The organism is Flavobacterium sp. (assembly GCF_049318185.1).
Taxonomy (GTDB): Bacteria; Bacteroidota; Bacteroidia; order Flavobacteriales; family Flavobacteriaceae; genus Flavobacterium.
Genome location: NZ_JBMOGV010000021.1, coordinates 1 through 24,777 on the forward strand (window position 1 = coordinate 1; position 24,777 = coordinate 24,777).

Sequence of the window (24,777 nt, forward strand, 5' to 3'; positions counted from 1 at the left end):
GAAGGACTTTTTGTTTTATAGGTGCAGCACAGTCAATGCGTTACTGTCCATGCCTCTCTCTAATCTGAATTCTTGAAAAGATCCTTTTTTAGTTTGATTGTATTTTAAAAATTGTTAGTAAGATTTGTTTTTATATCAATAAGAATTATTTCATTGTTATTGATAATATAACTAGTATTAGAATTTAATAAAACAGTTGTTAATTCAATGCAAACTGTTAAGGAATCAACAATTTTAATTTACTTTTGTACCACTTAAAAAAATATTCCAACTCATGGAAAAGAAAATAGTCTCGTTCTTATTCTCTACACGTTTAATGGCAGTTTTGTTTATTGGTTTTGCTGTAGCGATGGCTACAGGAACTTTTATTGAAAGTAAATACAACACAGATACTGCTCGAATTTTAGTTTACAATGCTTGGTGGTTTGAAGCTATTATGTTCTTTTTTGTGATCAACTTTGTTGGGAATATCAAGCGATACCAATTGTATAAAAAAGAAAAGTGGGCAACGCTTTTGTTTCATTTATCATGGATATTTATCATCATTGGAGCTTTTATTACTCGCTATATTAGTTATGAAGGTATGATGCCCATTAGAGAAGGTTCAAGTTCAAATCAGTTTTTTTCTGAGAAAAGCTTTTTAACCGTTTTTGTAGATGGTGATTATAAAGGCAAAATGATGAGACTAACACTTGAAAAAGCACTTTTAATGTCTCCAGCAACAAATAATCAATTTGCTATTAACGAGAAATTTGCTGAAGTTCCTTTTGAAATTGAGTACAAAGAGTTTGTTTTGGATGCAAAAGAAACCATTGAAGAAACCACAAATGGAAAGGTTTATCTCAAGTTAGTCGAGTCTAGTGATGGAACGAGACACGAACACATGTTAAAAGAAGGTGAAGTTCAAAACATTCACAATGTGCTATTTGTTCTAAACAAACCAACAAAAGGTGCTATTAATATTGATAGTAAAAACAATACTATTTCAGCACCATTTGATGGAGAATTTATGAGAATGGCTGATAAATTGCAAGGTAAAGTAACCAAAGATTCAGTACAAGAATTAATATATCGCTCGCTATATAACCTAGGTGGATCACAATTTGTTATTCCAGACCAACCAAAAAAAGGAGTAAAAACTTTTAAATCTAGTGGCGATTATAAAGCAAAAGAACACGATGACGCACTCGTTTTAAATTTAAAAGTAGGCAATGAAAATAAAGAAATTACGTTGATAGGTTCTAAAGGTAAAACAGGTGAACCAATTAATGTTAAGCTTGGCTCTTTAGAATTTACACTTTTCTATGGCAGTAAAGCTTATGAATTACCATTTTCTATTAAGCTAAATGATTTTATCGCTGAAAAATACCCTGGAACAGAAAAAAGTTATTCTGCTTATGAAAGTAAAGTAACTGTTGTAGATAAAAAAGAAACGTTTTATGCTCGCATTTTCATGAATAATATATTGGATTACAAAGGATATCGTTTCTTTCAAGCATCTTTTTCTCCAGATGAAAAAGGAACGGTACTTTCGGTAAACCATGATTTTTGGGGAACAACGATAACTTATATTGGTTATTTTTTGCTCTTCTTTTGCATGATGGCGTTGTTGTTTACCAAACATTCTCGCTTTGCCGATTTGAAACGAAAACTAGAAAACGTTAAAAGAAAAAAAGAAAAACTGCTTACAATAATAGTCTTGTTTTTCTCCTTTACTGGTTTTTCCCAAAATCATCCCCACACGACTCCAAAAATGAATTATTTGGACTCTATTATATATTATAAAGTTCCAGAGAAACAAGCTGCTCAGTTTGGACGATTAGTAATTCAAGATGCTGGCGGAAGGATGAAACCTATAAACACTTTTTCATCGGAGTTGTTGCGAAAAGTAAGTCATAGTAATGAATTTAATGGCATGAATCCCGATCAAGTTTTTTTGTCGATGAAACAGTTTCCGTTTGCATGGATAGAAGTGCCTTTAATTTATATCAAGGGTGGAAACGACAGTATCCGAAAAATTATTGGCGCCGATAAAACTGAAAAACTCATCCCATTTAAAAAATTCTTTGATGATAAAGGAAATTACAAATTGTCCCCATATTTGGATGAAGCATATAAAACCGCTAACCCAAACCAATTTGAAAAAGATTTTGTTGAAACGGACAAGAAAGTGAATTTAATGAACAGTGCATTGTTTGGCAGTATTCTCAAAATATATCCTGTTCCAAATGATAAAAATAACAAATGGCTTTCTAATTTAGAACTCAGTCACTCTACAGGAAATGCATTAGATACTATCAAAACCGCTTTTCCATATTATTTAGAGTCTTTGATGATTGGTACAAAAACAAAAGACTATACTATGGCAAACACTATGTTGAATGGTATAGAATCCTATCAAAAGAAATTTGGAAAATCGGTTCGCCCGTCGGATAAAAAAATTGATTATGAGATTTTGTATAATAAATATGATGTTTTTCAGAAGTTGCCTTATTGGTATTTAACCATTGCCGCTTTGATGATGTTGTTTACCATTATTCAAATTTTTAAAGAGAAAAAATGGCTGTCTGTTACCGTAAATGTTTTGCATGTTTTAATTGGATTATTATTTGCAACGCACACGCTAGGATTAATGGCTCGTTGGTATATTTCTGGACATGCTCCTTGGAGTAATGCTTACGAAGCCATTGTTTATGTAGCTTGGGCAACCATGTTTTTTGGATTGGCATTTGACAGAAAATCCAAATTGACAGTAGCTTCTTCTGCTTTTGTAACTGCTATGATTTTAACTGCAGCTTATGCCAACTGGATTGATCCAGAAATCGCAAACTTACAACCCGTTTTGAATTCCTATTGGTTGATGATACACGTGGCAGTTATTGTGGCAAGTTATGGACCATTTGCTTTGGGAATGATTTTAGGGTTTGTGGCTTTAGTATTGATATTCTTTACCAATGAAAAGAATAAAGCCAAAATGGAATTGAACATCAAAGAGATTACATATATCAACGAAATGGCTTTGACCGTAGGATTGATAATGCTAACTATTGGAAACTTCTTGGGCGGACAATGGGCAAATGAAAGTTGGGGTAGGTATTGGGGTTGGGATCCAAAAGAGACTTGGGCGTTAATCAGTATTATGGTGTATGCTTTTGTTATTCATGCTCGTTTTGTTCCTTCGCTTAGAAATTCTTGGATATTTAATCTAATGGCGATGTATGCTTTTGTCTCTATTTTATTTACTTATTATGGTGTAAATTTTCACTTGGTAGGCTTGCATTCCTATGCAAGTGGCGAAGCAAAATCGTTAAGTTGGATTTGGCAAACTTTGGGAGGTATGACATTAATTGGAATTTTAGCTTATCCAAAGTTTAGAAAGTATTATAAAAAATAAATAAGTACAAACTAGTCATAAATTACTCTTAATAGACCATTACTCTTATTTTAATAACAGTAATTTTGATAAAATTTTTAACAATGAAAAAACTTGTAATTTTCACTTTCGGCTTATTATTCCTTTGGAGTTGCCAAAACAATGCACAACCCAATATTGTTGCAATTAACCCTAATTCTAATGAAAATATGAACACAGAAACTCAAGTTGAAACTATTTACCAGTTTAAAGTAAAAGATTTATATGGCAAAGAATTTGATTTTACCTCGCTTAAAGGGAAAAAAATCCTAATTGTTAATACTGCATCAGAATGCGGATTAACGCCACAGTACAAAGATTTGGAAGCTATCTATGAAAAATATAAAAATAAAAACTTTATTATAATTGGTTTTCCAGCTAACAACTTTGGTTCACAAGAGCCAGGAAGTAACGAACAAATTGCCAAGTTTTGTCAACTTAATTATGGAGTTACTTTTCCGATGATGAGTAAAATATCTGTAAAAGGAAATGATAAGCACCCAGTATATCAATTCTTAACTCAGAAAAGTAAAAACGGATTACAAGACAGTGAAGTAGAATGGAACTTCCAAAAATACCTTATTAATGAAGAAGGTGTACTAGTAAAAGTTTTATCGCCAAGAGTATTACCAACAGATGCAGCCATCGTAGGTTGGATAAACGGAAAGTAATATATACTGTTTAGACTCTCAGATATTTTTTAAAAAAGAGCAAATTCAATTTTAGTCTTAAAGTTAACTATACTCTTTGTAGATTTTTTATTGATGAGCTTAAATGGTCTATTGGTTTAAAGATTTTTTTTGTTTTGTATGCTTGGTATGCCTATTAATTCTGATGCTAATACTCCTTTTCAAATTGATGTGATACAAAAATGGTATCAAAGTGGTAAAGAAAAATATGATGCTAATCAAAGTCTCTATTTACATACTATTTTGGAGGAAAACGAAATTGAAATTGAATACTATTTATAATCAATTCTAAAACCTAAAGCTTTTTCAGGTTTTATTTTATACAAGCTGTACTCTACTTAGGCTTTTATTTAAAACTAATTTATAAGCTATTACTTTATTAATGGCAAAAAAGAATTACCTTATATTTGCTACATAAAATTACAACAATACCAAAATGAATATAGGACATTACAATACTTTAACCATAGCTCGTGAAACCAAAGTGGGACTTTTTTTAACCAATGGAGCGACTGATGTGTTATTACCTATGAAATATATTCCTAAGCAATACACTATAGGTGAAGAAATAATTGTGTTTGTTTATCTAGACCACGAGGAACGACCTGTTGCTACTACATTAGAACCTTATATTTTGATGGATGAATTTGGTTTGTTAAGAGTAAACTACGTCAATAAATTTGGTGCTTTCCTTGATTGGGGATTGGAGAAAGATTTGTTTGTTCCATTCAAAGAACAAGCACGTCCAATGGAAAAAGGAAAACGCTATCTGGTTTTTGCCTATATTGATCAAAAGACCAACAGAATAGTCGCATCAAGTAAGACTAATCAGTTTTTGAATAATGAAGAATTAACTGTGACAGAAGGTGATGAAGTAGAGTTAATCATATCACACATCACAGACTTAGGTATAAATGTCATCATTAACGATATTCATAAAGGGTTGTTATATAAAAATCAAGTTTATGATGATATACGTCTTGGCGATAGATTGACAGGTTATATAAAAACCATTCGCCCAGATCATAAAATAGATGTATCACTTCAAAAATTGGGTTATGAAAATATTGAAACTAATGCCGATAAAATTTTACAGGAACTAAGAGCTAGTAGAGGTTTTTTAAGGCTAAATGACAATAGTCATCCAGAAGATATTAAAACGGTATTGAAGATGAGTAAAAAGACCTTTAAAAAAGGAATTGGTTCACTCTATAAAGACAAACTAATAGAAATAAAAGACGACGGAATCTATTTAATGAAAGAGTAATTATTCTGCGCCTTCAGTTTCAGTACATGGAAGTGGAGTTTCTATAGCTGTTTTCTTTTTATAAAAAAGATTACTCACCATACTTAATGTTGCATAGGGTCTATTTGAATATTTGTTTCCTAAACAAATTACAATAACAGTATCTTTTTTTACAGGGACAAACGATGTGTTATTTCCATGCCACCAGCCGTTGTGATACAACATTTTTTCACCAGAAGGAGGTAAAAATCTCATACGCATTCCCAATCCATAATCCTTTAGTGGGTTTTTTACATTACCAGCACTATAGCCAAAATAGGATTCTTGCAAAAGTTCGGGTTTTATAAAATCAGGAGAATATGTTGCTAAATCAAATTTAACTAAATCTCTTGGAGTGGAATAAATGTTTTTATCGCCATACAAATTATCAAACTGATCCCAATGAAAAATAGTATTTCCTTTATAAGATTTTGAAGCAGTTTCTCTATCAGTATCATAATCGAAAACATAGGTATTATTCATCCCTAATGGTTTAAAAAGTAACTCCTGCATGGCTTTGCGATAATTTAAACCGGTAGCTTTTTCAATAATTAAGGCTAAAATTACATAATTGGTATTACAGTAATCAAATCGAGTATCATTTGGTGTTAGTAATTTAAATTTATTCTGAACTAATAAATTGTATACATCTTGGTTAGTCAATATTTTTTTTCTATCCCATCTTTTTTTCATCAATCCCGGAAAATTAGCATAATGTTGTAATCCGCTTCTGTGATTGAGCAAGGTTCTTATGGTAGTGTTTTTATAAGGAAATTTAGGAAGCCAATCAGTCACTTTTTGGTCTAACATTAAATTGTCTTGTTGTACTAATCTTAAAATGGCTGTACAAGTCAAAACTTTACTTACCGAAGCCAAATGAATTGGTGTTGAAGCATCAATTTTTTTTCCAGTTTTTACGTTGGCAAACCCTTTATAATCTTCATAAATCACTTTCCCATTTTTAACCACAATAAAACTGCCACTGTAGAAAGGTGAATTGATAAATTTATTATAAAAGGAGTCTATTTTTGCTCTCTTTTCAATAATATATTCTTCGGAGACAGTATTGAATTTTAAATTAAATGGAACCGTTATAATAGTGCTGTCCTCTATTTTTTTTGAATTGAAATAAAAATAGGAGTATCCAGTCTTTGGATTTGAAAATATAAAAAATAATAATAAAAAAAAGTTGATTAGGATAAACCTCATGATTTCAAAATAATTACAATAATACCAATATTAAATTGAAATTAAAACCTTTGTTTTCTTAATAATTGTTTAAAGTTAATTGGAGTAATATTTGGGCCAATTGGAATTATCTGATTTCGTATAATTTCACTACTAAAAAAGAAAGCAATCCTAATTCAGAAACTAAAAAGAGAAGCACTACACTAGTAAAAATAGTATAAGAATTGAAAATCATTTTATTAAATATAAAAAAATCATTAAAAAACAAGTATTCAAAATGAAATTTTGATGTTAAGGATGAATTATTTTGTGCTTTCGATGATTTCAGCTAATAGTTTTTTGGCACGAAGCAATTTGATTTTAACATTACTTAATGGTTCGTTGAGTTGTTCAGCAATTTCTTGATAACTCATTTCTTGAAAATAGCGCATTTGAATGACTTCTTGATAATGAGGTTTTAACTTTTTGATATATTGTAATAAACGTGATAAGTTTTGCTCTGTAATTAATTCATCTTCTGCCGAAGGTGAACTATCAGCAATATTATAGGCTTGTTGATCCTCTTCATCGGTAATTTCTACAAATACAGTAGATTTTTTTTTGCGAAGCATATCAATATGCACATTTTTTGCAATTGCAATTAGCCAAGTGTTAAATTGAAATTCTGGATTGTAAGTAGCTATTTTGTCAAAAGCTTTAGAGAAAGTTTCAATGGTAATATCTTCCGAATCCGTTTCGTTTTCAGTCCGTTTTAGCATAAAGCCATAGACTTCATTCCAATAATGATCAAGCAAATAAGTAAAGGCAACTTGATCCCCTGTTTTAGCTTTATCTATATAGGTGTTTATTTCCAATGTACAGGTTTTGAAAATGCATTACTGATAAAAACATTCAAATGTGTAAAAGTTAAAAAAATCTCAATAATAGGAAACCAATACATCACATCTTTTTCCTTTAGTTTTCCAGCTGCAAATCCAACGGCAATCCATGCAAATATATACCGGAAAATGATGATACTTAAAACAGCAATCCATTGAAATTGAAAAAATAATAAAACTATTGGTAACAGTAAAAATAATAATTGAGTTAGATAAAAAATACTCAATTGATTTCTGTCAAAATTTTTATAATGTTTTGCAGTAGAAACATGACGACGTTTTTGGGCAAACCACTCTTTGAACGTAGTTTTTGGTGTTGAATAAGTAAAACTATCAGGTAAATAGCAAATGGTAGTGTTATCTTTATTTGCAGCTTGATTTATGAATAAATCATCATCGCCAGAACGAATTTTCATGTGATCCATAAAACCTCTAACTTTGAAAAACTCTTCACGTTTGTAAGCCATATTTCGACCAACTCCCATATAAGGTTTTCCAATTTTTGCCCAAGAAAAATATTGAGTAGCAGTAATTAAAGTTTCAAAACGAATAAGTTTATTCAAAAATGAATTCCCTATTTTTTCATAAGCACCATAACCCAAAACTATTGTTTTTTTAGCAGTAAACTGAGAACTCATATTCTTTATCCAATCTTTAGACGTTGGAAAACAATCAGCATCAGTAAATAATAGGTATTCATGTTTTGCTGCTTTTATTCCTAGTGTTAATGCAAATTTTTTATTGCCCCAAAAAGCTTCATTGTTCTCTACTTTCACCAATTTTACATTGGAATTTTGTTTTTCAAATTCTTCGAAAATCTCTAATGTTTCATCACTTGAAGCATCATCAATTAAAATAATTTCAAACTCTGGATAGTTTTGCTCTAGAAGAAGTGGAATAAATTTCTTTACATTTTCTTCTTCATTTTTTGCACAAACAATAATGGAAATAGGGATTCTCTTTGGTGTTGCTATTTGAGGTTTTGCAAATGAAAATTTGCCAAAAATAACTATATAATACAAAAATTGGATAACAACTACAACAATAAACAAACAGAAAATAGATAATAACATAATGTGTCTTCTTCTTTTAAAGAGGTTTGCAAATGTAGTTATTCTACAGTCAAAAATCAAAGGAATTTTAACAAATTCCTAGCTATTTTTTTCATTTCATTAGCGATAATAATGGCTTGATTGTCATTAGTTTTGTCTAACTCTAAGATGATATTATCGTGATTTTTTTATCCCTGTTTTGTGATCATTTTTTCTGAGCTTCAATTGTATTTATTACTATTTCAAATGCTATAATCTCTCCTTTTGATTTTCCTTGGAAATTTGCCCAATAAGTATTTAACATGAGTTTTGTAAAAAAGTAACGGAATATTAGTCTCAATGACTTTTATTAGTTTAATTAAAAACAGTAAAACCATTTTAATGAATGAAGTTTTTAATGACTTCTAGGTTTTCGTTTTATATATTTCTTATAAATAAATCAATTATCAATTATCTTTTCTCTAATCCCTTTTTCCTATTTCTAAATCACATTTACTTCTGCTTCAATAGCTATTCCAAATTCCTTTAGTATCTTAGCCTGTATGTCTTTTGAAACATTTAGAATTTCTTCTCCGGTTGCGTGGCCATAGTTTACTAAAACTAATGCCTGATTTTTATGAATTCCGGCATCACCAAAACGTTTTCCTTTGAAACCCGCTTTTTCAATAAGCCAACCTGCTGGTACTTTTACTTCGGTTTCTGAAACTATATAATGTGGCATTTCGGGATGTAATACATGGATTTTTTCGAATTCAGTTTTTGTAATAATTGGATTTTTAAAGAAACTTCCACTGTTGCCGAGTTCTTTTGGGTCGGGCAATTTACTATGACGAATAGCAATTACAGCATTAGAAACATCTTTTAAAGTAGGGGAGATGACATTTTGTTTTTCCAATTCCTTAGTAATATCTCCATAGGAAGTGTTTATTTTATGATTACGTTTAGTAAGTTTAAAAACTACCGATGTAATTATGAATTGGTCTTTAACTGCATGTTTGAAAATACTTTCGCGATAGCCAAAATGACATTCTTCTGTACTAAAAGTTTTCATTTCTTGTGTTGCAATATTAATAGCTTCGCAAGAAACAAAAGTATCTTTGATTTCTGTGCCATAAGCTCCAATATTTTGAACAGGTGTTGTTCCTACATTTCCCGGGATAAGCGACATGTTTTCTAATCCACCAATGTTTTGATCAATAGTCCAAAGCACAAATTCGTGCCAATTTTCACCAGCCATACTTTCTACCCAAACAAAATCATCGTTTGCTTTTAGTATTTTTTTTCCTTTGAGGTCAATATGAATAACTAATGCATCAATATCTTTTGTCAAAAGCATGTTGCTCCCACCACCAAGAATAAACTTTGCATTGCTTTTATTTTCTTGTAAAATAGTTTTTAATTCTGAAACAGAATGAACCGCTACAAATTCTTTAGCTTTGGCTTCAATACCAAAAGTGTTATATTTTTTTAAAGAGATATTATGTTGGATATTCATATTTTGTAAATTCTATTTACTTACAAAAATAGGCTAAAGATTTTAAACGAATTTAGTGTAGTAATGTTTTTGCCATTTATGAAGCATAAATAGAGGCATTATATAGGGTAAAATCTTAGTATTTCCTTTTCTAACTTCGGCAACTAATTTTTTTCCATCAATATTTTCTAGCATTGGCATATTGAAAATAGTACTTGTTGCAAAGTTTTCTAACTCATCAATAAACCTTGGAAAATTTAATAAATAACTTCCCCAAGGTGCACTTAAACCAATTTTTCTGAAATCTATAATTTCTTTTGGAAGTTTGTCTTCCATAATGGTTTTGAGAATGAATTTTCCTTTTTTGCCTGTAAATAACCATTTATCATCAAGTGTTCCTAATCCAGCAATTAATCGGTTGTCTAGAAAAGGTTCTCGACACTCAATGGATGCTCCCATAGTGCATCGGTCATTTCTATCGAGTAATGAGCATAAATAGGTATGTTGATCAAAATATAAAGCTTTACGTTGTAAATTTTTAGGATATAATTCTTGGGCTTCTTTTAAAACTTGATGGCGATATTCATTTTCAGGCTTTTTTATGTCACCATAAAATAATTTAACATCCTCTGGATAAACATTGGAACCATTGAAAATAACTAAATCAGAATCGCTATTTATTTTAGAATATCGAAATAATTTATCGTATCGAGGTTGCTTATTGAAAGTTTCGAATTTAGCAATTTGAGAAATTATTTTCAATAAAGATGGATTTTTCAAAGCTTTGTAACGAACATAACCCCCCATTAATTCATCAGCACCTTCTCCTGAAAGCACTACCTTTACTTTTGATTTTGACAATTTTGCTATGGCTAAAAGATGAGGTTCATTAAGATGCATCAATGGTTCGTCTTGAAAATAAGTAGTCTCTATTAAATTTTGATACAAAGTTTCATTGTCAAGTTGAGTATGATTAAACTGATAATGATATTCTTCAGTTATTCTTTTTGCTAAATGATGTTCATTATGCTCTTTTTCGGAAAAACTGATGTTAAAGGTTTCAATGTTTTTAAAATGCTGATGATATAAACTTGATAAAATGGAACAAGAATCTAATCCGCCACTAAGCAATACGCCTACAGGCACATCACTAACCATTCTCAATTTTACTGATTCAAAAAATGTTTCTTCAAACCATTTCTTAGGATTGTTAATAGGTTTATGATTTTGGATTTCTTCTTTTAAATTCCACCATCTTGTTGAAGAACTTTTCCCATTTTCATCAATAATCATGTAATGTCCAGGTAAAAGTTTTTTCACATGATTATAAAGTGTTTTTTCCCCTGCAACAAAACGATTATAGCTATATTCTTCCATACCATTTTCTGAAATTTCAAGAGGTACACCAGCCGTGAAAATTGCTTTTTGTTCAGATGCAAAAAATAAAGTTTTTTGATAAAAAGAATAATACAAAGGTTTTACTCCCATTCTGTCCCGACAAAGGATAAGTTTTTTTTCTTCATTATCCCAAATGGCAAAGGCAAACATTCCCTGTAGACGACGGAGCACATCCATTCCATATAATTCGTAAAGTTTTAATAAAACTTCAGTATCTGAACCTGATTTTAAAGTGATTCCTTTATTTTTTATTTCGGGATAGAAGGATTGATAATTATAAATTTCGCCGTTAAAAACAATAATATACCTTCCGTTATCAGAAATAAAAGGTTGATGTCCGGCAGAAGAAGTATCAATAATAGATAATCTTCTGTGGCCTAATCCAATATTATTGTTGAGATAAATGCCTTTGTCATCTGGTCCACGATGTTCAAGAACATCACGCATTTTTACAAGTTGATTTTCATCTACTCTTCTATAGTTTAAATGGAAAATCCCGTTGAGACCACACATACTTTATTGGGAAATAGATTTAACATTAATTAAATCATGATATTTTTGAGCAATTTTCCTCATGTTTTTCTCATAGTTGGCATGTTCTTCTACAAATTTTCGATTATCGGAAATAGCCTTCTTTCTTAAAGCTAAATTATTGTATGCCCAGAGCAATTCATCTGCTAATTTAAACTCATTTTCTGATGGTACAAGTATACCGTTTACTTTTTGTGAGATCCACTCCCTATTACCAGGTAAATCACTCACTATTGGGAAACATCCACACATCATTGCTTCAAAAAGAGATGCGGAAACCCCTTCTGTTACGGGCATGCTGATATAGAAATTTGAATTAAGTAAAAATTTTGGAATGCTATTATTTTCAATTCTGCCTACAAAATCAACATCTGTATCTATTGCTAGTTCTTTTGCCAAAGATTTTAAATTAGATAATTCAATTCCGTCTCCAATAACAGTTAGTTTAAAAGGAATGTTATTTTGTTTGAAAATAGCAAAAGCTTTTAAAATTACATCATGTTTATATTCAGGTTGAAGAGATCGTGTAACTATTGCATTTATCAATTTGTCCTCTGATGTGTCTTTAAATTTGAATAAAGCTAAATTTATTCCTTTTGGTAAAGTCATAACTTTTGTCATCTCAACACCCGATTTTTTGATGTCTTCAGCAATTACATTTCCCCAAGCATGAATTAAATCTGCTTTTTGAAAAACATATTTTTGAAGTATTTTTTTGATTGGATATGAAAGAGAATATTTTGGCCACAAATCTGTAATCCCTTGTTGAGCAATTGCCATAGGTTTTATTCCTGAAAGTGCTGCTAAAAAGCCATAACTTGTTGTTCGTTCTGCTATCACCATATCGGCATTAAACTTTTTAGCAATATTTTTTATAATTAAAAATGCTTTTGTCAATTCTAATAGTCTTAGTATTCGATGGATACCTTTACTACTATTTTGCAGTTCCCAAGTAAGAATTTCAAAATCGCCAAATTCCTTGAGACCATTCATCCAGGTAATAGCATCTGCACGGTAGGTTTCTCCTAAAAATAGAATTCTTTTTTTTGACATTAGGATTTAATCTTCAGTTGCTAAAGCTCGGGTTAAAAATTCATTCAATGGTTTTAATACAATTAATTTTTGAGCAATAACTTTACTAAAATCCTTGTTTGTAAATAGTTCGTCATCAATTTTTTCTGAAGCCGTAAAACTTTTAAGTTTTAAAAATTCAATAGCAGGATGATTGGGTTCAAATCCTTTAGGCGCATTTTTTAATGAATTTGATTCGTTCTGTGTTATGGAAATAAATTCTTTTTTAAAGTTATAGTCATTTACTATTGCTTCCAAATCTTCGTGGAAAAAAGCAATTTCTTTCCTGATTTTTTTTAATTCCTCTGATTCAGGGCACCAAACACCGCCAGCGATAAAAGAGTTTCCTTTTTCAAAATGAATATAATAACCTGGACTATTTTTTCTGAATTTATTTTGTGTCAACCAAACTCCCATATTGGTTTTATAAGGTGATTTGTCTTTTGAAAAACGAATATCACGGTTAATTCTAAAAGTACAATTTTTTACTTCCAAAAGTTCTAATGATTCATCAAGAGGTTTCATCTCATTTAAAATAGACGCAATATAGTTATGATATTCTTTCTTATAGTTTTCATACCTTTTTTTATTGGTATGCATCCATTCGGTATTGTTATTGGCAATTAAATCTGTAAGAAATTGTAAAGCTTCTTTGGTTATCATACTATAAATGTTTTCTTAAATCATCTTCAGTGATGTAACCAATATTTCTCCATACTTCTATGCCTTTTTCATAAACAATAATAACAGGCAAACCGTCTAATTTTAGCTGGTCAACTATTGTTTTATTTTCATCAGCATCTAATTGTACAATTTTTATTTTGGCTGCCATTTCAGCTTGAAGTTTTAAAATATATGGTTTCATTTTTTGACAAGGTGCACACCATTTTGCATTAAAATCAATCATCACACGATCACTTGATTTAATTAGCTCTGCATATTCTTGGTCACATATTCCTATAATTTTACTACTGGACTTTGTGTTTTCAGTTGCATTCCATTTCATGATTCCTCCCTCTAAATTATAGATTTCCTTGAAACCTAATTCAGCTAATTTAGTTGCTGCTTGATAACTTCTTCCACCTACTTTGCAGTACACAAAAATAGGTTTTGATTTATCGTAGTTCTCAGATTTAGTTATGAAATCATCACTATTCCAATTTACATTAGTGGCATTTTCAATATGGTCACTGTTAAATTCTTCTGGAGTTCTAACGTCTAATAATTGTGAATTTTTGTTTGATTTAAGTTTTTCGGCAAACGATTTTACGTCAACAGTTTGTATGTTTTTAGATTGTTGTCCTTGACAATTTAAAAATAAAAGACTAATTGCAATAAGTGTAAGAAATTTGATTTTCATAATTTAAATTTTTAGCTAATTTACAAAATAGGAACTCACTACAAATTAAATATTTTATAACTTTGATGGGTAGTTTTTACTATATCTTCAGTACGTTCTGGATGCGTATCAGAAATAAATAATTGTCCAAATTCTTCATTATTTACCATTTCAATAATTTTGCTTACTCTAAATTCATCAAGCTTATCAAAAATATCATCAAAAAGTAAAATGGGTTTTTCTCCACTTTGTTTTTTTACAAAATCAAACTGGGCTAGTTTTAATGCAATGAGAAATGATTTTTGTTGGCCTTGTGAACCAAATTTTTTTATAGGATAATTATCAATTTCAAAGGATAAATCATCTTTATGAACTCCTACAGAGGTATATTGTAAAACTCTGTCTTTGCTGAGGTTTTCTTCTAGTAACGTTATGGTATCTTTTTCAAATAAATCACTTTGATAAATTAGCTGCACTGTTTCAGATGAATTAGTAATTTCTTGATGATATTTATTAAATATTGGAATAAAATCAACTAAAAAATGCTCCCGTTTGTCAAAAATTATTTTACCAAGGTTATTCAATTGTTCATTATAAATACTTAAAGTATCATTTTCAAAAACATGGTTTAAAGCAAAGTATTTGAGTAAAGCATTACGTTGACTGATTATTTTTTGATACTGAATAAGTTCTTGCAAATAAGAATTGTCTAATTGTGAAATTACACTATCCATAAATTTTCTGCGTGTTTCACTTCCTTCAACGATTAAATCCCTATCTGCGGGAGATATTATTACAAGAGGAATAAAACCAATGTGATCCGATAATTTTTCGTATAATTTACTATTCCGTTTTAGTATCTTCTTTTGACCTTTTTTTAAACTACAAAGAATTTGTTCCGTTCTATTATTTTTTTTAAATTCTCCGTCAACAACAAAAAACTCTTCTCCATGTTTGATATTCTGAACTGCTAAAGGATTAAAATAGCTTTTCCCATTAGCTAAATGATAGATTGCATCAAGAATATTGGTTTTCCCAATACCATTTTTACCAACAAAGCAGTTAATCTTGGCATCAAAATCAAAATTTGCTTCCGAAAAATTTTTATAATTGAGGACCGAAATATTTTTTAAAAACATTGTAAAAGCTTACTATTACTGAAAAGGATGTGATTTTTATTATCTATTTTGAAAGTGCCTGCAAATTATTGAAAAATATCGACAAAAATCGCTTTTAAATAGGAATAAAAATTTTATTTTTGCGGACACTAAATTAGAAATATATGGCAACTTTTAACAAAAGAGGATATAAAGCACCAAAAGAAAAAGCTGAAAAATTAGATAACAATTTCATTGAAGATGTTAATGTTGATGAAAAAAATAGTGCAACTGCAAAAGCATTTGAATCATTAGATCAAACAGCTTCAAGAGCAGAAGATTTCATTGCAAAAAATCAAAAATACATTTTAGGCATACTAACTGTTGTGGTTTTAGCAACTGTTGGTTATTTTTCATATCAAAAATTTATAAACGAGCCAAATCAACAAGTAGCTGCCGAAGAATTATTTGTAGCGCAACAAAATTTTCAAAAAGCAGTTGATGATACTTCAAATAAAGCAGATTCTTTATACAATTTAGTTTTAAAAGGTTCAGAAGGTAAATCTGGTGTAATTAAAATTGCTGAAGAATATGCTGGAACCGACGCTGCTAACGAAGCAAATTATATGGCAGGTATCTCTTATTTAAATACAGGCAAATATGCTCAGGCAGTAACTAGTTTAGAGAAATTTTCATCGAATGACGTTATGTTAAGTACTTTAGCTAAAGGCGCTGTTGGTGATGCTTACGCACAACAAAACAAACAAAAAGAAGCCTTAGAATATTACATTAAAGCTGCGGATGCTAATAAAAATAATTTTACAAGACCAAGATATTTATTAAAATCAGGTAAAACGTCTTTATTATTAGGTAATAAAACAGATGCTTTAAAATATTTCAATGATATCAAAGACAATTTTGATACTTCTCCTGAAGCACAACAAATTGATGCTTTGATTGGTTTAGCTCAATAAATAGTTATCAGTATTCAGTGTTTAGTTGACAGTTAATCTTGCTGAACACATACAACTGATGACTGAACACTAATAATAATGGCTACTGCAAACAAAAACTTATCCAATTACGATAAAAGCACAATCCCAAACGCGAAAAACTTTCGGTTTGGGATTATTGTTTCTGAGTGGAATAATCACATAACTAACGGTTTATATTCAGGTGCAGAAATAGCTTTGCTAGACTGCGGTGCTTTGCCCAATAATATTGTGCGACAAAATGTTCCAGGTAGTTTTGAGTTGATTTATGCTGCAAAGCAAATGATGAAATCGCGAGATTTTGATGTAATTATAACCATAGGTTCAGTAATTAAAGGAGAAACGATGCATTTTGATTTTGTATGCCAAGGTGTTACAAATGGTATTGCAATGCTTAATGCTGAAGGTAATATTCCCGTTATTTTTTGTGTGCTAACTGACAACACCGAACAACAATCTATTGATAGAAGTGGAGGAATTCATGGAAACAAAGGTACTGAAGCCGCCATTGCCGCAATTAAAATGGCTGATTTGTGAAAGAAAACATTGTAATAATTTATTTTAACTAATAATACCAACCTACTCTATTTCGGAATAGGTTTTTTATTTTTAGGCAATTATTAACTATAAATCCCAATAGTTTTTGCTTAAATTTGCTTGCTTCAGTAAACCAATTACTGAATATTATTTACTGAACACTGAACACTAAAGAATGTCGAGTATAATTCAATTACTTCCTGATCATGTTGCCAATCAAATTGCTGCTGGTGAAGTGGTACAAAGGCCAGCTTCTGTAGTCAAAGAACTATTAGAGAATGCTGTTGATGCCAAAGCTACAGATATTAAACTTATTATAAAAGATGCCGGAAAATCTTTAATACAAGTTATAGATAATGGTCAAGGAATGAGCGTAACCGACTCACGTTTATGTTTTGAGCGTCATGCTACTTCAAAAATCCGTCAGGCAGAAGATTTATTTTCATTACATACCAAAGGTTTTCGCGGTGAAGCATTAGCTTCTATTGCAGCTATTGCTCATGTGGAAATGAAAACCAAACAAGACCAAGAAGAGTTAGGAACACACATTATTATTGAAGGTAGTAAGTTTGTGTCGCAAGAACCAGCAGTTTTACCAAAGGGAACTTCTTTTTCTATTAAAAATTTATTTTTCAATATCCCCGCACGACGCAATTTCTTAAAATCAGAAACGGTGGAACAACGCTATATCGTAGATGAATTTCAACGCGTAGCTATGGCACATCCTAATATTCATTTCACGATGTATCACAACGGAAGTGAGATTTTTAATTTGCCTATTTCTAATTTTCGTCAACGTATAGTCAATATTTTTGCAGGAAAGACTAACGAAAAGTTAGTTCCAGTAAAAGAAGAAACCGAAATAGTAAACTTGCAAGGATTTATAGGTAAACCAGAATTTTCAAAGAAAAACAGAGGAGAGCAATTCTTTTTTGTCAACAATCGTTTTATAAAAAGTGGTTATCTTCATCATGCGGTGATGGCTGCATATGAAGGATTGCTAAAAGATGGAGCGCAACCAAGTTATTTTTTATATCTCGATGTGCCACCACATACCATTGATATCAATATTCATCCCACCAAAACAGAAATCAAGTTTGATGATGAGCATGCTCTGTATGCTATTTTACGTTCAGCTATCAAACATAGTTTAGGGCAATTTAATGTAGCGCCAGTCTTGGATTTTGATCGTGATCCTAATCTTGATACCCCCTATCAATATCAAAATAAAGAAGCAGATTATCCAACTATTCAGGTGGATAGTAACTATAATCCTTTTTCTGAAGATAAGCCAAATAAATCTTTTGCGTCATCTTCTAATTATAGAAAACCAGAAGTACAGCCAAGTTGGGAAAGTTTATATATTGGACTAAAGCAAGCTGGACAGGAAATTACTAAAATGACTTTTGAAAATGATGCTGTTACTTCATCATTATTTGAAGAAACCGAAGTTGAACAAGAAGTTAAAAGAACGTACCAAATTCATAAAAAATATATTGTAAGCCCAATAAAATCAGGTATGGTTGTCATTAACCAAAAGCGAGCTCATGAACGCGTTTTGTATGAAGAATTTCTAACGAGTATGACCGTAAAACAAGCTTCGAGCCAACGATTATTGTTTCCATTAGAGTTGTATTTTTCTTCAGCTGAAATTAAATTAATTGCAGAATTACAATTAGCTTTGGAAAATTTAGGATTTATTTTTGATGCTATTCATGACGATTCTATCCTAGTTTCGGGTTTACCCATAACTATTACTGAAAGCAAAGCTTCCTTTGTTTTGGATGATTTGCTCACAGATTTGCAAGATGGAATTCCAGATAATAGTTTTTCTCAAAACGATACTATTGCCAAATCAATGGCTAAAAGTTTAGCCGTAAAAACGGGAACTTATTTAACCGAAAAAGAACAAGAAAACTTAGTGCACAATCTCTTTGCTTGCAAAGAACCTAATGTTTCACCTTTTCAAAAACCAACTTTCATCACTATGAGTGTGGAAGATTTAGATAAAAAATTTGCCCTATGATGCGAATGACCGAAACTGTAAAGCAGTTACTGATTATTAATATTATTTTTTACATCGGTTCCAATTATATTGGTGACGTAGCTTACCAATTATTTTCTTTATACTATCCAGAGAATCATAGTTTTAAGTTTTGGCAACCTTTGACGAGTATGTTTATGCATGCTCCAGTTTATGGAAACGGAAGTTCTGCAGGAATAATGCATATAGTTTTTAATATGTTTGCCTTAGTCTCATTTGGAAGTGCTTTAGAACATTTTTGGGGAGCAAAAAAGTTTATTTTCTTTTACATTTCCTGCGGATTAGGGGCTGCTTTGTTGCATGTAGGTTTTAATTATTTCGAGTACCATCAGGCATTGGCAGCTTTGCAAGAAGCAAAGATTCCCGGTGATGCCATTGCAACTATTATGAAAGAAGGAAAGTATAGCAATGAAATATTACAAAAAGTTCAATTATCAACTCTTGAACAATTATATTTTTCGTTTAATGGTACTTCACTTGGAGCTTCTGGTGCAATATATGGATTGTTAACGGCTTTTGCATTTATGTTTCCAACGGCAGAATTGGGCATAATGTTTATTCCTATTCCTATTAAAGCTAAATATTTTGTACCTGGTTTATTAGCCGTTGATTTATTCTTAGGGTTCAAAGGAAGTTCTCTTTTTGGAAGCGGTGGAACAGGTATTGCTCACTTTGCCCATGTTGGTGGTGCATTGACAGGTTTTTTAATGATGTGGTATTGGAAGAAAAATTCGTTTAATAAAAATCGTTGGAATTAAACTATGAGTATAATTGAAGATTTGAAATTTCAATATAAAATAGGAGGCATTGCCAATAAAATGATTTATTGGAATGTGGGAATCTTTTTGGTGTCGATTCCTTTATTCTATCAATTTAAGTTAGGTGTTTTTGATTATCCAAATTGGTTGGCTATTTCCTCTGAACCAAATGTAGTATATACAAAACCATGGACTTTATTGACTTATGCTTTTTTTCATTTCGGATTTATGCATTTGTTTTTCAATATGATGGTTCTGAACTTTTCTAGCCGATTGTTCCTTACTTTTTTCACCCAAAAACAATATTTAGGATTATACTTGTTGAGCGCCATTTTTGCAGGTTTGTGTTTTGTGGGGACTTTTTATCTTTTGCATCAAACTTCATTTATGGTTGGAGCCTCTGCAGCTATTATGGCATTATTAGTGGCTACAACAACTTACCAACCTTTAATGGAAATTAGATTATTGTTGATTGGCAATGTAAAACTTTGGCACATTACTGCTGTACTTCTAATTTTAGATTTATTGCAAATCCAAGTTGATAATACAGGTGGACATATTGCTCATTTGAGTGGTGCTTTTTTTGGATTTATTTTTATTAAGTTTTTACAAAACAGGATTGATTTAAGTAATATAGTTAGTTTCTTGATTGATTTTTTTACTAATATGTTCAATAAAAAGAAAAGTACTCCATTCAAAAAAGTACATGTTAACCCCAAAAAGCCTGCTACTAAAAAACAAAGTACAATTGTTGTCAAAGATAAAACTCAACAACAAATTGATGAAATTTTGGATAAAATAAGTCAATCTGGTTATGACAGTTTGACAACTGAAGAAAAAGAATTCTTGTTCAAAGCAGGAAAATAAAGTTTTAATGAAGAAACTATCATGGTTTAATAAAATAGTATTTGGCTTCAATATAGTGATTACTGTATTGACTTTTGTTGCTTATATTTTACCTTTTTTGGCCCCAAAAATGTTTCCCTTACTTTCGGTTCTGACTTTGATTTTGCCACTTTTTCTTATTCTAAATGGTTTGTTTTTTATTTATTGGTTACTACAATTAAAGCGACAAGTTATTTTATCGGGTCTGGTATTATTGCTTGGTATTACTTTTTTCAATAAATTTTATAGATTTTCTTCTAATGAAATAGAACCAGAGGAAAAAGACTTCACCGTGATGAGTTATAATGTGCGCTTATTCAATCTTTTTGATTGGATACCTAAAAGTAACGTTGGAGATTCTATTTTGACCTTTATCAATGAACAAAATCCTGATGTTCTTTGCATTCAAGAGTATTCTGAAAATGCTAATTTAGATTTAAGAGTATATAAATACAAAGCTGTTTTTATGGAAGGGAAAAATATAAAAACGGGTCAAGCTATTTTTTCAAAATTTCCTATTTTCAATAAAGGCGATTTCAGAATTCCCGAAGCAGGAAACAATGTTATTTATGCGGATATCAGAAAAGGAAAAGACACGATTAGAGTGTATAATATTCATTTACAGTCAATAAAAATATCTCCTGATGTAAATGAAATGTCAGAACACGTAGACTCTGTAAATAAAGAAAAATCAGCAGAAGTGTTTAATAGGATTCGCGAAGCGTTTAAAAAACAAGAACAGCAAGCTTCTGTTTTAGTGCATCATAAAAACCAATGTCATTATCCAGTTATTATTTGTGGAGATATGAATAATAGTCCATTTTCCTATATTTACAGAACCATAAAAGGTGATTTAAATGATTGTTTTGAAGAAGCTGGAAATGGTTTTGGACAAACCTATAAGTTTAAGTATTATCCAGCGCGAATAGATTACATCTTTGCCAATAAGAAAATCAAAGTAAAAAGCTTCACTACTTTCGCTCAGTTTGAGAACTCTGATCATTTTCCGATAATGACTCGTTTGAGTTTTATGCAATAATTATAATTGTTGTTTCTTCAAATAATCTAAGGCATATCTTCCTTCGTTGAATAATAAATCCAAAATGGAAAGATTATTCAAATAGCCGTGTTTTTCTCCAAAAACTTGAGTAAAAGGTTCAAATACTGAAGTATCTTTTTTTCCATTAACTAAATTGCGCAAGTCAGTTTTGTCTGAAACAGTATGGAAATATTCATCGGTTTCATTATAATCAAATATAAGTCCAAGACACTTAGAAACTATAGCCATTGTTTCCATATTTAAATCCATCAAAAAAGTATGTTTTTTTTGAAAAATAGGAGAAATATCATCTTCAAAATACTCAAAGAATGGGGAAGTTCTATAAGCAGCTTCCAGTGATTTAAAATGTTGTTTTTGCCAATCAAAAGCAGTTTCTATTTTTACTTCTTTTGTTTTTTGATGCGCAGTTTTTGAATGTTTGATAGGAATATTTAATAACTGAATACCATTTGGACTATATATATACATTCGGTTACGATTGGTTTGTTTTTGAAAATTATCATCCATTTCAAATGTCACCAAATCACTTTGAGCGATGGCCACAAAAGTGCTTATGGATGGAAAATAGCTTGGATGAATTAAAATATTGTTCATTGGTTATGAGTTGCGGGTTTCAAGTTTTGGGTTTCGGGTTGTTTTTACTCGGAACTCTTAACTTAGAACTTTTTAACTACGCTTTAGCATTTTTTCTTTTCTTCCAAAAATAATCACTAAGTACATATAACGCTACCAATCCTAAAAAATACTTGAAATAGGATTCTGGTTGTCCATCACCGCTAACGGTTGTGAAAAGTCTTTCCCAACGTATTTTATGAATTCCTTTGCCATGAGTGTCCCAACTTAACCAAATGAAAACAGGTTTTCCTACGATGTGGTCTTCAGGAACATAACCCCAATAGCGACTGTCTTCAGAATTATGTCTATTATCTCCCATCATCCAGTAGTAGTTTTGTTGGAAAGTATAGCTAGTTACTTTTTTGTTGTCAATGTAAATATCATTACCAACTACTTTTAAGTCATGTTTTTCATAAACTGAAATTATTCTTTTATAATAGGGTAATGAATTCAAATTTAATGCAACAGTTTTTCCAGCTTCAGGAATATAAATAGGGCCAAGGTTATCTGCATTCCAATCAGGATTATGACTAAAAATATTAGATTCTCCTTCTTTTGAAACTATACGAGATACAGATTTTATGCCAGTTATATTTTTTAATCGACTTGCAGCTTCAGTTGTAAGTGCTCTTAAAATAAGGGTGTCTCTAGTTTCATTTTTGAATCCTCCACCATCTGTTGATCCTATATCTTGAAGCACATATTCAAAATCAATAGGTGTATTCATATCATAGGTTACATAATAAGAATATTGAGGTTTGGCTCTTTCTGGCAAGATTAATTCTTTACCATTAATGAAAACCACACCATTTTTTATTTGTAAAGAATCGCCAGGGGTTCCTTGACAGCGTTTTACATAGTTTGATTTTTTGTCAATAGGTTTAACAATACTTCTTCCTGAGGTATCAAAGAATTTATAAACAGTATCAGCTGGCCAATTGAAAACTACAATATCATTTTTCTTAATGTTTTGAAAACCAGGAAATCGGAAATAAGGTATCTGTGGCCAACTTAAATAAGATTTCTTTTTTATAACTGGTAAGGTGTCATGTACCATTGGCGCGGCAACTGCTGTCATTGGAGTTCTTGCCCCATAATGAAACTTGCTCACAAAAAGGAAATCACCTATTAACAATGATTTTTCCAAAGATGCTGTTGGAATAGTAAAGGGTTGCATTACATAAGTATGTACTAATGTTGCAACTACCACAGCAAATAGTATGGAGCTTATGGTATCTCCTGTTTTAGTAGCAGCTACTATACTGCGGTCAGAGATATACTTTACATCTTGAGTATAATTGATATAATAAATATAAAATCCGAAAGTAAAAATTCCTAACCACGTGTCAGCACTTGATTTCTTCCCAAAACTTCTCAAAGTCTCTACCCACACTACTGGAAACATTATTAAGTTGATTACAGGTATAAAAAGTAATAGAGTCCAAAGAGTTGAACGTCCTATTATTTTCATTAAAACAATAGAATTGTATACAGGAACAAAGGCTTCCCATCTTTTTCTTCCTGCTTTTTCATATAATTTCCAAGTTCCTAAACCATGAATAATTTGAACTGCTAAGAAAAATATAAACCATTGAAATAGTGTCATAATGATAAGTTTAAAAGTTTATGAGTGTATATGTTTATCTAAATATAGTTTTGTTACTGATTTTGAAAATTGTTATTTTTAAATGGAATGTAAATCTAAAACATCCTTCATAGTGAAAACTCCTTTTTTGTCAATTATCCATTCGGCGGCTATTATGGAACCTAAAGCAAATCCTTCTCGGTTATGGGCTACATGTTTGATTTCTATAAAATCAATTTCAGAATTATAGATAATGGTATGTGTGCCAGGAACATTTTCTTTTCGTTTCACCTCTATAAACAAGTCATCTTCTTTTGGGTTTTCAATAGACCAATCATTTTTATCAGTATGATTGATAATAGTGTTGGCAAGTGTAATAGCTGTTCCGCTCGGTTTGTCAAGTTTTTGAGTATGATGAATTTCTTCCATCGAAACTTTATATTCTTTAAATTTCGACATTAGTTTTGCTAAATAGTCATTCAATTCAAAGAATAAATTCACTCCTAAGCTGAAATTTGAACCATATAGAAATGCGCCATTTTTGCTTTCACATAGTTTGACCATTTCATCATAATTCTCAAGCCAGCCTGTTGTTCCTGAAACTACTGGAATTCCTTGATTGATACATGCGGAAATATTTTCAACAGCAACATTTGGCATACTAAAATCAATAGCAACATCAGCATTTGTTAGTCCTTCAAATGTATTGGAACTGGTTTTTTTAAGTACAATTTTATGTCCTCTTTCCAAAGCAATTTTTTCAATTACTTTGCCCATTTTCCCATATCCAAGCAAGGCTATTTTCATCTAAAATCTATAATTAAAAGTCAAACCAATATTTGGTTTTGCATTGATTTCATTTTGATAAACATCGGGAGCAAATGATA

General features: G+C 30.8%; 22 protein-coding genes. 10 read left to right on the forward strand and 12 right to left on the reverse strand.

Translation table 11 applies throughout. The features are described from left to right. Positions 1–274 precede the first annotated feature (274 nt). The 4 genes from ccsA (at position 275) to ACOYLT_RS03485 (ending at position 5,368) form a co-directional block, all read left to right on the forward strand. Entirely contained in the window at positions 275–3,394 is a 3,120-nt protein-coding gene (ccsA, locus tag ACOYLT_RS03470; protein ID WP_422852454.1) for a cytochrome c biogenesis protein CcsA, read from the forward strand. 83 nt (positions 3,395–3,477) lie between these two features. After that, the gene (locus tag ACOYLT_RS03475) at positions 3,478–4,083 is read left to right on the forward strand and encodes a glutathione peroxidase (protein WP_422852455.1); all 606 of its coding nucleotides are present in this window, start codon (positions 3,478–3,480) and stop codon (positions 4,081–4,083) included. Positions 4,084–4,230: 147 nt separating this feature from the next. Beyond that, entirely contained in the window at positions 4,231–4,383 is a 153-nt protein-coding gene (locus ACOYLT_RS03480; protein ID WP_422852456.1) for a hypothetical protein, read from the forward strand. A gap of 154 nt (positions 4,384–4,537) precedes the next feature. Continuing rightward, complete coding sequence (locus ACOYLT_RS03485; RefSeq protein ID WP_422852457.1) at positions 4,538–5,368, forward strand: CvfB family protein; 831 nt, start codon at positions 4,538–4,540, stop codon at positions 5,366–5,368. Here ACOYLT_RS03485 and ACOYLT_RS03490 read toward each other — a convergent pair whose 3' ends face one another. The 9 genes from ACOYLT_RS03490 to recF all read right to left on the reverse strand — a co-directional run bounded on the left by ACOYLT_RS03490 (position 5,369) and on the right by recF (position 15,456). Then, a complete protein-coding gene (locus tag ACOYLT_RS03490) occupies positions 5,369–6,595 on the reverse strand; it encodes a serine hydrolase domain-containing protein (RefSeq protein WP_422852458.1) in 1,227 nt (408 codons plus the stop codon). 281 nt (positions 6,596–6,876) lie between these two features. Further along, positions 6,877–7,428: an RNA polymerase sigma factor gene (locus ACOYLT_RS03495; RefSeq protein ID WP_422852459.1), complete on the reverse strand. Its 552-nt coding sequence runs from the start codon at positions 7,426–7,428 to the stop codon at positions 6,877–6,879. After that, entirely contained in the window at positions 7,419–8,525 is a 1,107-nt protein-coding gene (locus ACOYLT_RS03500) for a glycosyltransferase (RefSeq protein ID WP_422852460.1), read from the reverse strand. The genes ACOYLT_RS03495 and ACOYLT_RS03500 overlap by 10 nt, the downstream gene beginning before the upstream one ends. Before the next feature lie 460 nt (positions 8,526–8,985). Next, entirely contained in the window at positions 8,986–9,999 is a 1,014-nt protein-coding gene (gene murB, locus ACOYLT_RS03505; protein WP_422852461.1) for a UDP-N-acetylmuramate dehydrogenase, read from the reverse strand. Between the two features lie 42 nt (positions 10,000–10,041). Beyond that, positions 10,042–11,889, reverse strand: a complete 1,848-nt coding sequence (asnB, locus tag ACOYLT_RS03510; protein WP_422852462.1) for an asparagine synthase (glutamine-hydrolyzing) — start codon at positions 11,887–11,889, stop codon at positions 10,042–10,044. A gap of 3 nt (positions 11,890–11,892) precedes the next feature. Continuing rightward, positions 11,893–12,960 (reverse strand): glycosyltransferase, encoded by a 1,068-nt coding sequence (locus ACOYLT_RS03515; protein ID WP_422852463.1) that lies wholly within the window; start codon positions 12,958–12,960, stop codon positions 11,893–11,895. Positions 12,961–12,966: 6 nt separating this feature from the next. Continuing rightward, on the reverse strand, positions 12,967–13,641 hold the full coding sequence (locus tag ACOYLT_RS03520; protein WP_422852464.1) for a DUF2461 domain-containing protein: 675 nt from the start codon (positions 13,639–13,641) through the stop codon (positions 12,967–12,969). 1 nt (position 13,642) lies between these two features. Beyond that, positions 13,643–14,338, reverse strand: a complete 696-nt coding sequence (locus tag ACOYLT_RS03525) for a rhodanese-like domain-containing protein (protein WP_422852465.1) — start codon at positions 14,336–14,338, stop codon at positions 13,643–13,645. 38 nt (positions 14,339–14,376) lie between these two features. Next, the gene (recF, locus tag ACOYLT_RS03530; protein WP_422852466.1) at positions 14,377–15,456 is read right to left on the reverse strand and encodes a DNA replication/repair protein RecF; all 1,080 of its coding nucleotides are present in this window, start codon (positions 15,454–15,456) and stop codon (positions 14,377–14,379) included. A gap of 143 nt (positions 15,457–15,599) precedes the next feature. Between recF and ACOYLT_RS03535 the strand changes: the two genes are divergently transcribed. The 6 genes from ACOYLT_RS03535 to ACOYLT_RS03560 all read left to right on the forward strand — a co-directional run bounded on the left by ACOYLT_RS03535 (position 15,600) and on the right by ACOYLT_RS03560 (position 21,669). Next, the gene (locus ACOYLT_RS03535; RefSeq protein ID WP_422852467.1) at positions 15,600–16,388 is read left to right on the forward strand and encodes a tetratricopeptide repeat protein; all 789 of its coding nucleotides are present in this window, start codon (positions 15,600–15,602) and stop codon (positions 16,386–16,388) included. Between the two features lie 78 nt (positions 16,389–16,466). Continuing rightward, positions 16,467–16,943: a 6,7-dimethyl-8-ribityllumazine synthase gene (gene ribH, locus ACOYLT_RS03540; RefSeq protein WP_422852468.1), complete on the forward strand. Its 477-nt coding sequence runs from the start codon at positions 16,467–16,469 to the stop codon at positions 16,941–16,943. Positions 16,944–17,118: 175 nt separating this feature from the next. Then, positions 17,119–18,969, forward strand: a complete 1,851-nt coding sequence (gene mutL, locus ACOYLT_RS03545; protein WP_422852469.1) for a DNA mismatch repair endonuclease MutL — start codon at positions 17,119–17,121, stop codon at positions 18,967–18,969. Next, positions 18,966–19,745: a rhomboid family intramembrane serine protease gene (locus ACOYLT_RS03550; RefSeq protein ID WP_422852470.1), complete on the forward strand. Its 780-nt coding sequence runs from the start codon at positions 18,966–18,968 to the stop codon at positions 19,743–19,745. Before mutL ends, ACOYLT_RS03550 begins: the two co-directional genes overlap by 4 nt. A gap of 3 nt (positions 19,746–19,748) precedes the next feature. After that, positions 19,749–20,612, forward strand: coding sequence for a rhomboid family intramembrane serine protease (locus ACOYLT_RS03555; protein WP_422852471.1), 864 nt, complete (start codon positions 19,749–19,751; stop codon positions 20,610–20,612). Between the two features lie 7 nt (positions 20,613–20,619). After that, positions 20,620–21,669, forward strand: a complete 1,050-nt coding sequence (locus ACOYLT_RS03560) for an endonuclease/exonuclease/phosphatase family protein (protein ID WP_422852472.1) — start codon at positions 20,620–20,622, stop codon at positions 21,667–21,669. Here ACOYLT_RS03560 and ACOYLT_RS03565 read toward each other — a convergent pair whose 3' ends face one another. The 3 genes from ACOYLT_RS03565 to dapB form a co-directional block, all read right to left on the reverse strand. Then, a complete protein-coding gene (locus ACOYLT_RS03565; protein WP_422852473.1) occupies positions 21,670–22,284 on the reverse strand; it encodes a WbqC family protein in 615 nt (204 codons plus the stop codon). 76 nt (positions 22,285–22,360) lie between these two features. Further along, entirely contained in the window at positions 22,361–23,911 is a 1,551-nt protein-coding gene (gene lepB / locus ACOYLT_RS03570) for a signal peptidase I (RefSeq protein ID WP_422852474.1), read from the reverse strand. 78 nt (positions 23,912–23,989) lie between these two features. Next, complete coding sequence (gene dapB / locus ACOYLT_RS03575; protein ID WP_422852475.1) at positions 23,990–24,697, reverse strand: 4-hydroxy-tetrahydrodipicolinate reductase; 708 nt, start codon at positions 24,695–24,697, stop codon at positions 23,990–23,992. Positions 24,698–24,777 lie beyond the last annotated feature (80 nt).

Coding starts and splice junctions, on each gene's coding strand:
- ACOYLT_RS03560 (WP_422852472.1), top strand. CDS start 20,620: ATGAAGAAACTATCATGGTTTAATAAAATAGTATTTGGCTTCAATATA.
- lepB (WP_422852474.1), bottom strand. CDS start 23,911: ATGACACTATTTCAATGGTTTATATTTTTCTTAGCAGTTCAAATTATT.
- ACOYLT_RS03520 (WP_422852464.1), bottom strand. CDS start 13,641: ATGATAACCAAAGAAGCTTTACAATTTCTTACAGATTTAATTGCCAAT.
- ACOYLT_RS03475 (WP_422852455.1), top strand. CDS start 3,478: ATGAAAAAACTTGTAATTTTCACTTTCGGCTTATTATTCCTTTGGAGT.
- ACOYLT_RS03490 (WP_422852458.1), bottom strand. CDS start 6,595: ATGAGGTTTATCCTAATCAACTTTTTTTTATTATTATTTTTTATATTT.
- recF (WP_422852466.1), bottom strand. CDS start 15,456: ATGTTTTTAAAAAATATTTCGGTCCTCAATTATAAAAATTTTTCGGAA.
- murB (WP_422852461.1), bottom strand. CDS start 9,999: ATGAATATCCAACATAATATCTCTTTAAAAAAATATAACACTTTTGGT.
- ACOYLT_RS03565 (WP_422852473.1), bottom strand. CDS start 22,284: ATGAACAATATTTTAATTCATCCAAGCTATTTTCCATCCATAAGCACT.
- ACOYLT_RS03555 (WP_422852471.1), top strand. CDS start 19,749: ATGAGTATAATTGAAGATTTGAAATTTCAATATAAAATAGGAGGCATT.
- ribH (WP_422852468.1), top strand. CDS start 16,467: ATGGCTACTGCAAACAAAAACTTATCCAATTACGATAAAAGCACAATC.
- ccsA (WP_422852454.1), top strand. CDS start 275: ATGGAAAAGAAAATAGTCTCGTTCTTATTCTCTACACGTTTAATGGCA.
- ACOYLT_RS03515 (WP_422852463.1), bottom strand. CDS start 12,960: ATGTCAAAAAAAAGAATTCTATTTTTAGGAGAAACCTACCGTGCAGAT.
- ACOYLT_RS03535 (WP_422852467.1), top strand. CDS start 15,600: ATGGCAACTTTTAACAAAAGAGGATATAAAGCACCAAAAGAAAAAGCT.
- ACOYLT_RS03525 (WP_422852465.1), bottom strand. CDS start 14,338: ATGAAAATCAAATTTCTTACACTTATTGCAATTAGTCTTTTATTTTTA.
- ACOYLT_RS03500 (WP_422852460.1), bottom strand. CDS start 8,525: ATGTTATTATCTATTTTCTGTTTGTTTATTGTTGTAGTTGTTATCCAA.
- ACOYLT_RS03550 (WP_422852470.1), top strand. CDS start 18,966: ATGATGCGAATGACCGAAACTGTAAAGCAGTTACTGATTATTAATATT.
- asnB (WP_422852462.1), bottom strand. CDS start 11,889: ATGTGTGGTCTCAACGGGATTTTCCATTTAAACTATAGAAGAGTAGAT.
- mutL (WP_422852469.1), top strand. CDS start 17,119: ATGTCGAGTATAATTCAATTACTTCCTGATCATGTTGCCAATCAAATT.
- ACOYLT_RS03480 (WP_422852456.1), top strand. CDS start 4,231: ATGCCTATTAATTCTGATGCTAATACTCCTTTTCAAATTGATGTGATA.
- ACOYLT_RS03485 (WP_422852457.1), top strand. CDS start 4,538: ATGAATATAGGACATTACAATACTTTAACCATAGCTCGTGAAACCAAA.
- dapB (WP_422852475.1), bottom strand. CDS start 24,697: ATGAAAATAGCCTTGCTTGGATATGGGAAAATGGGCAAAGTAATTGAA.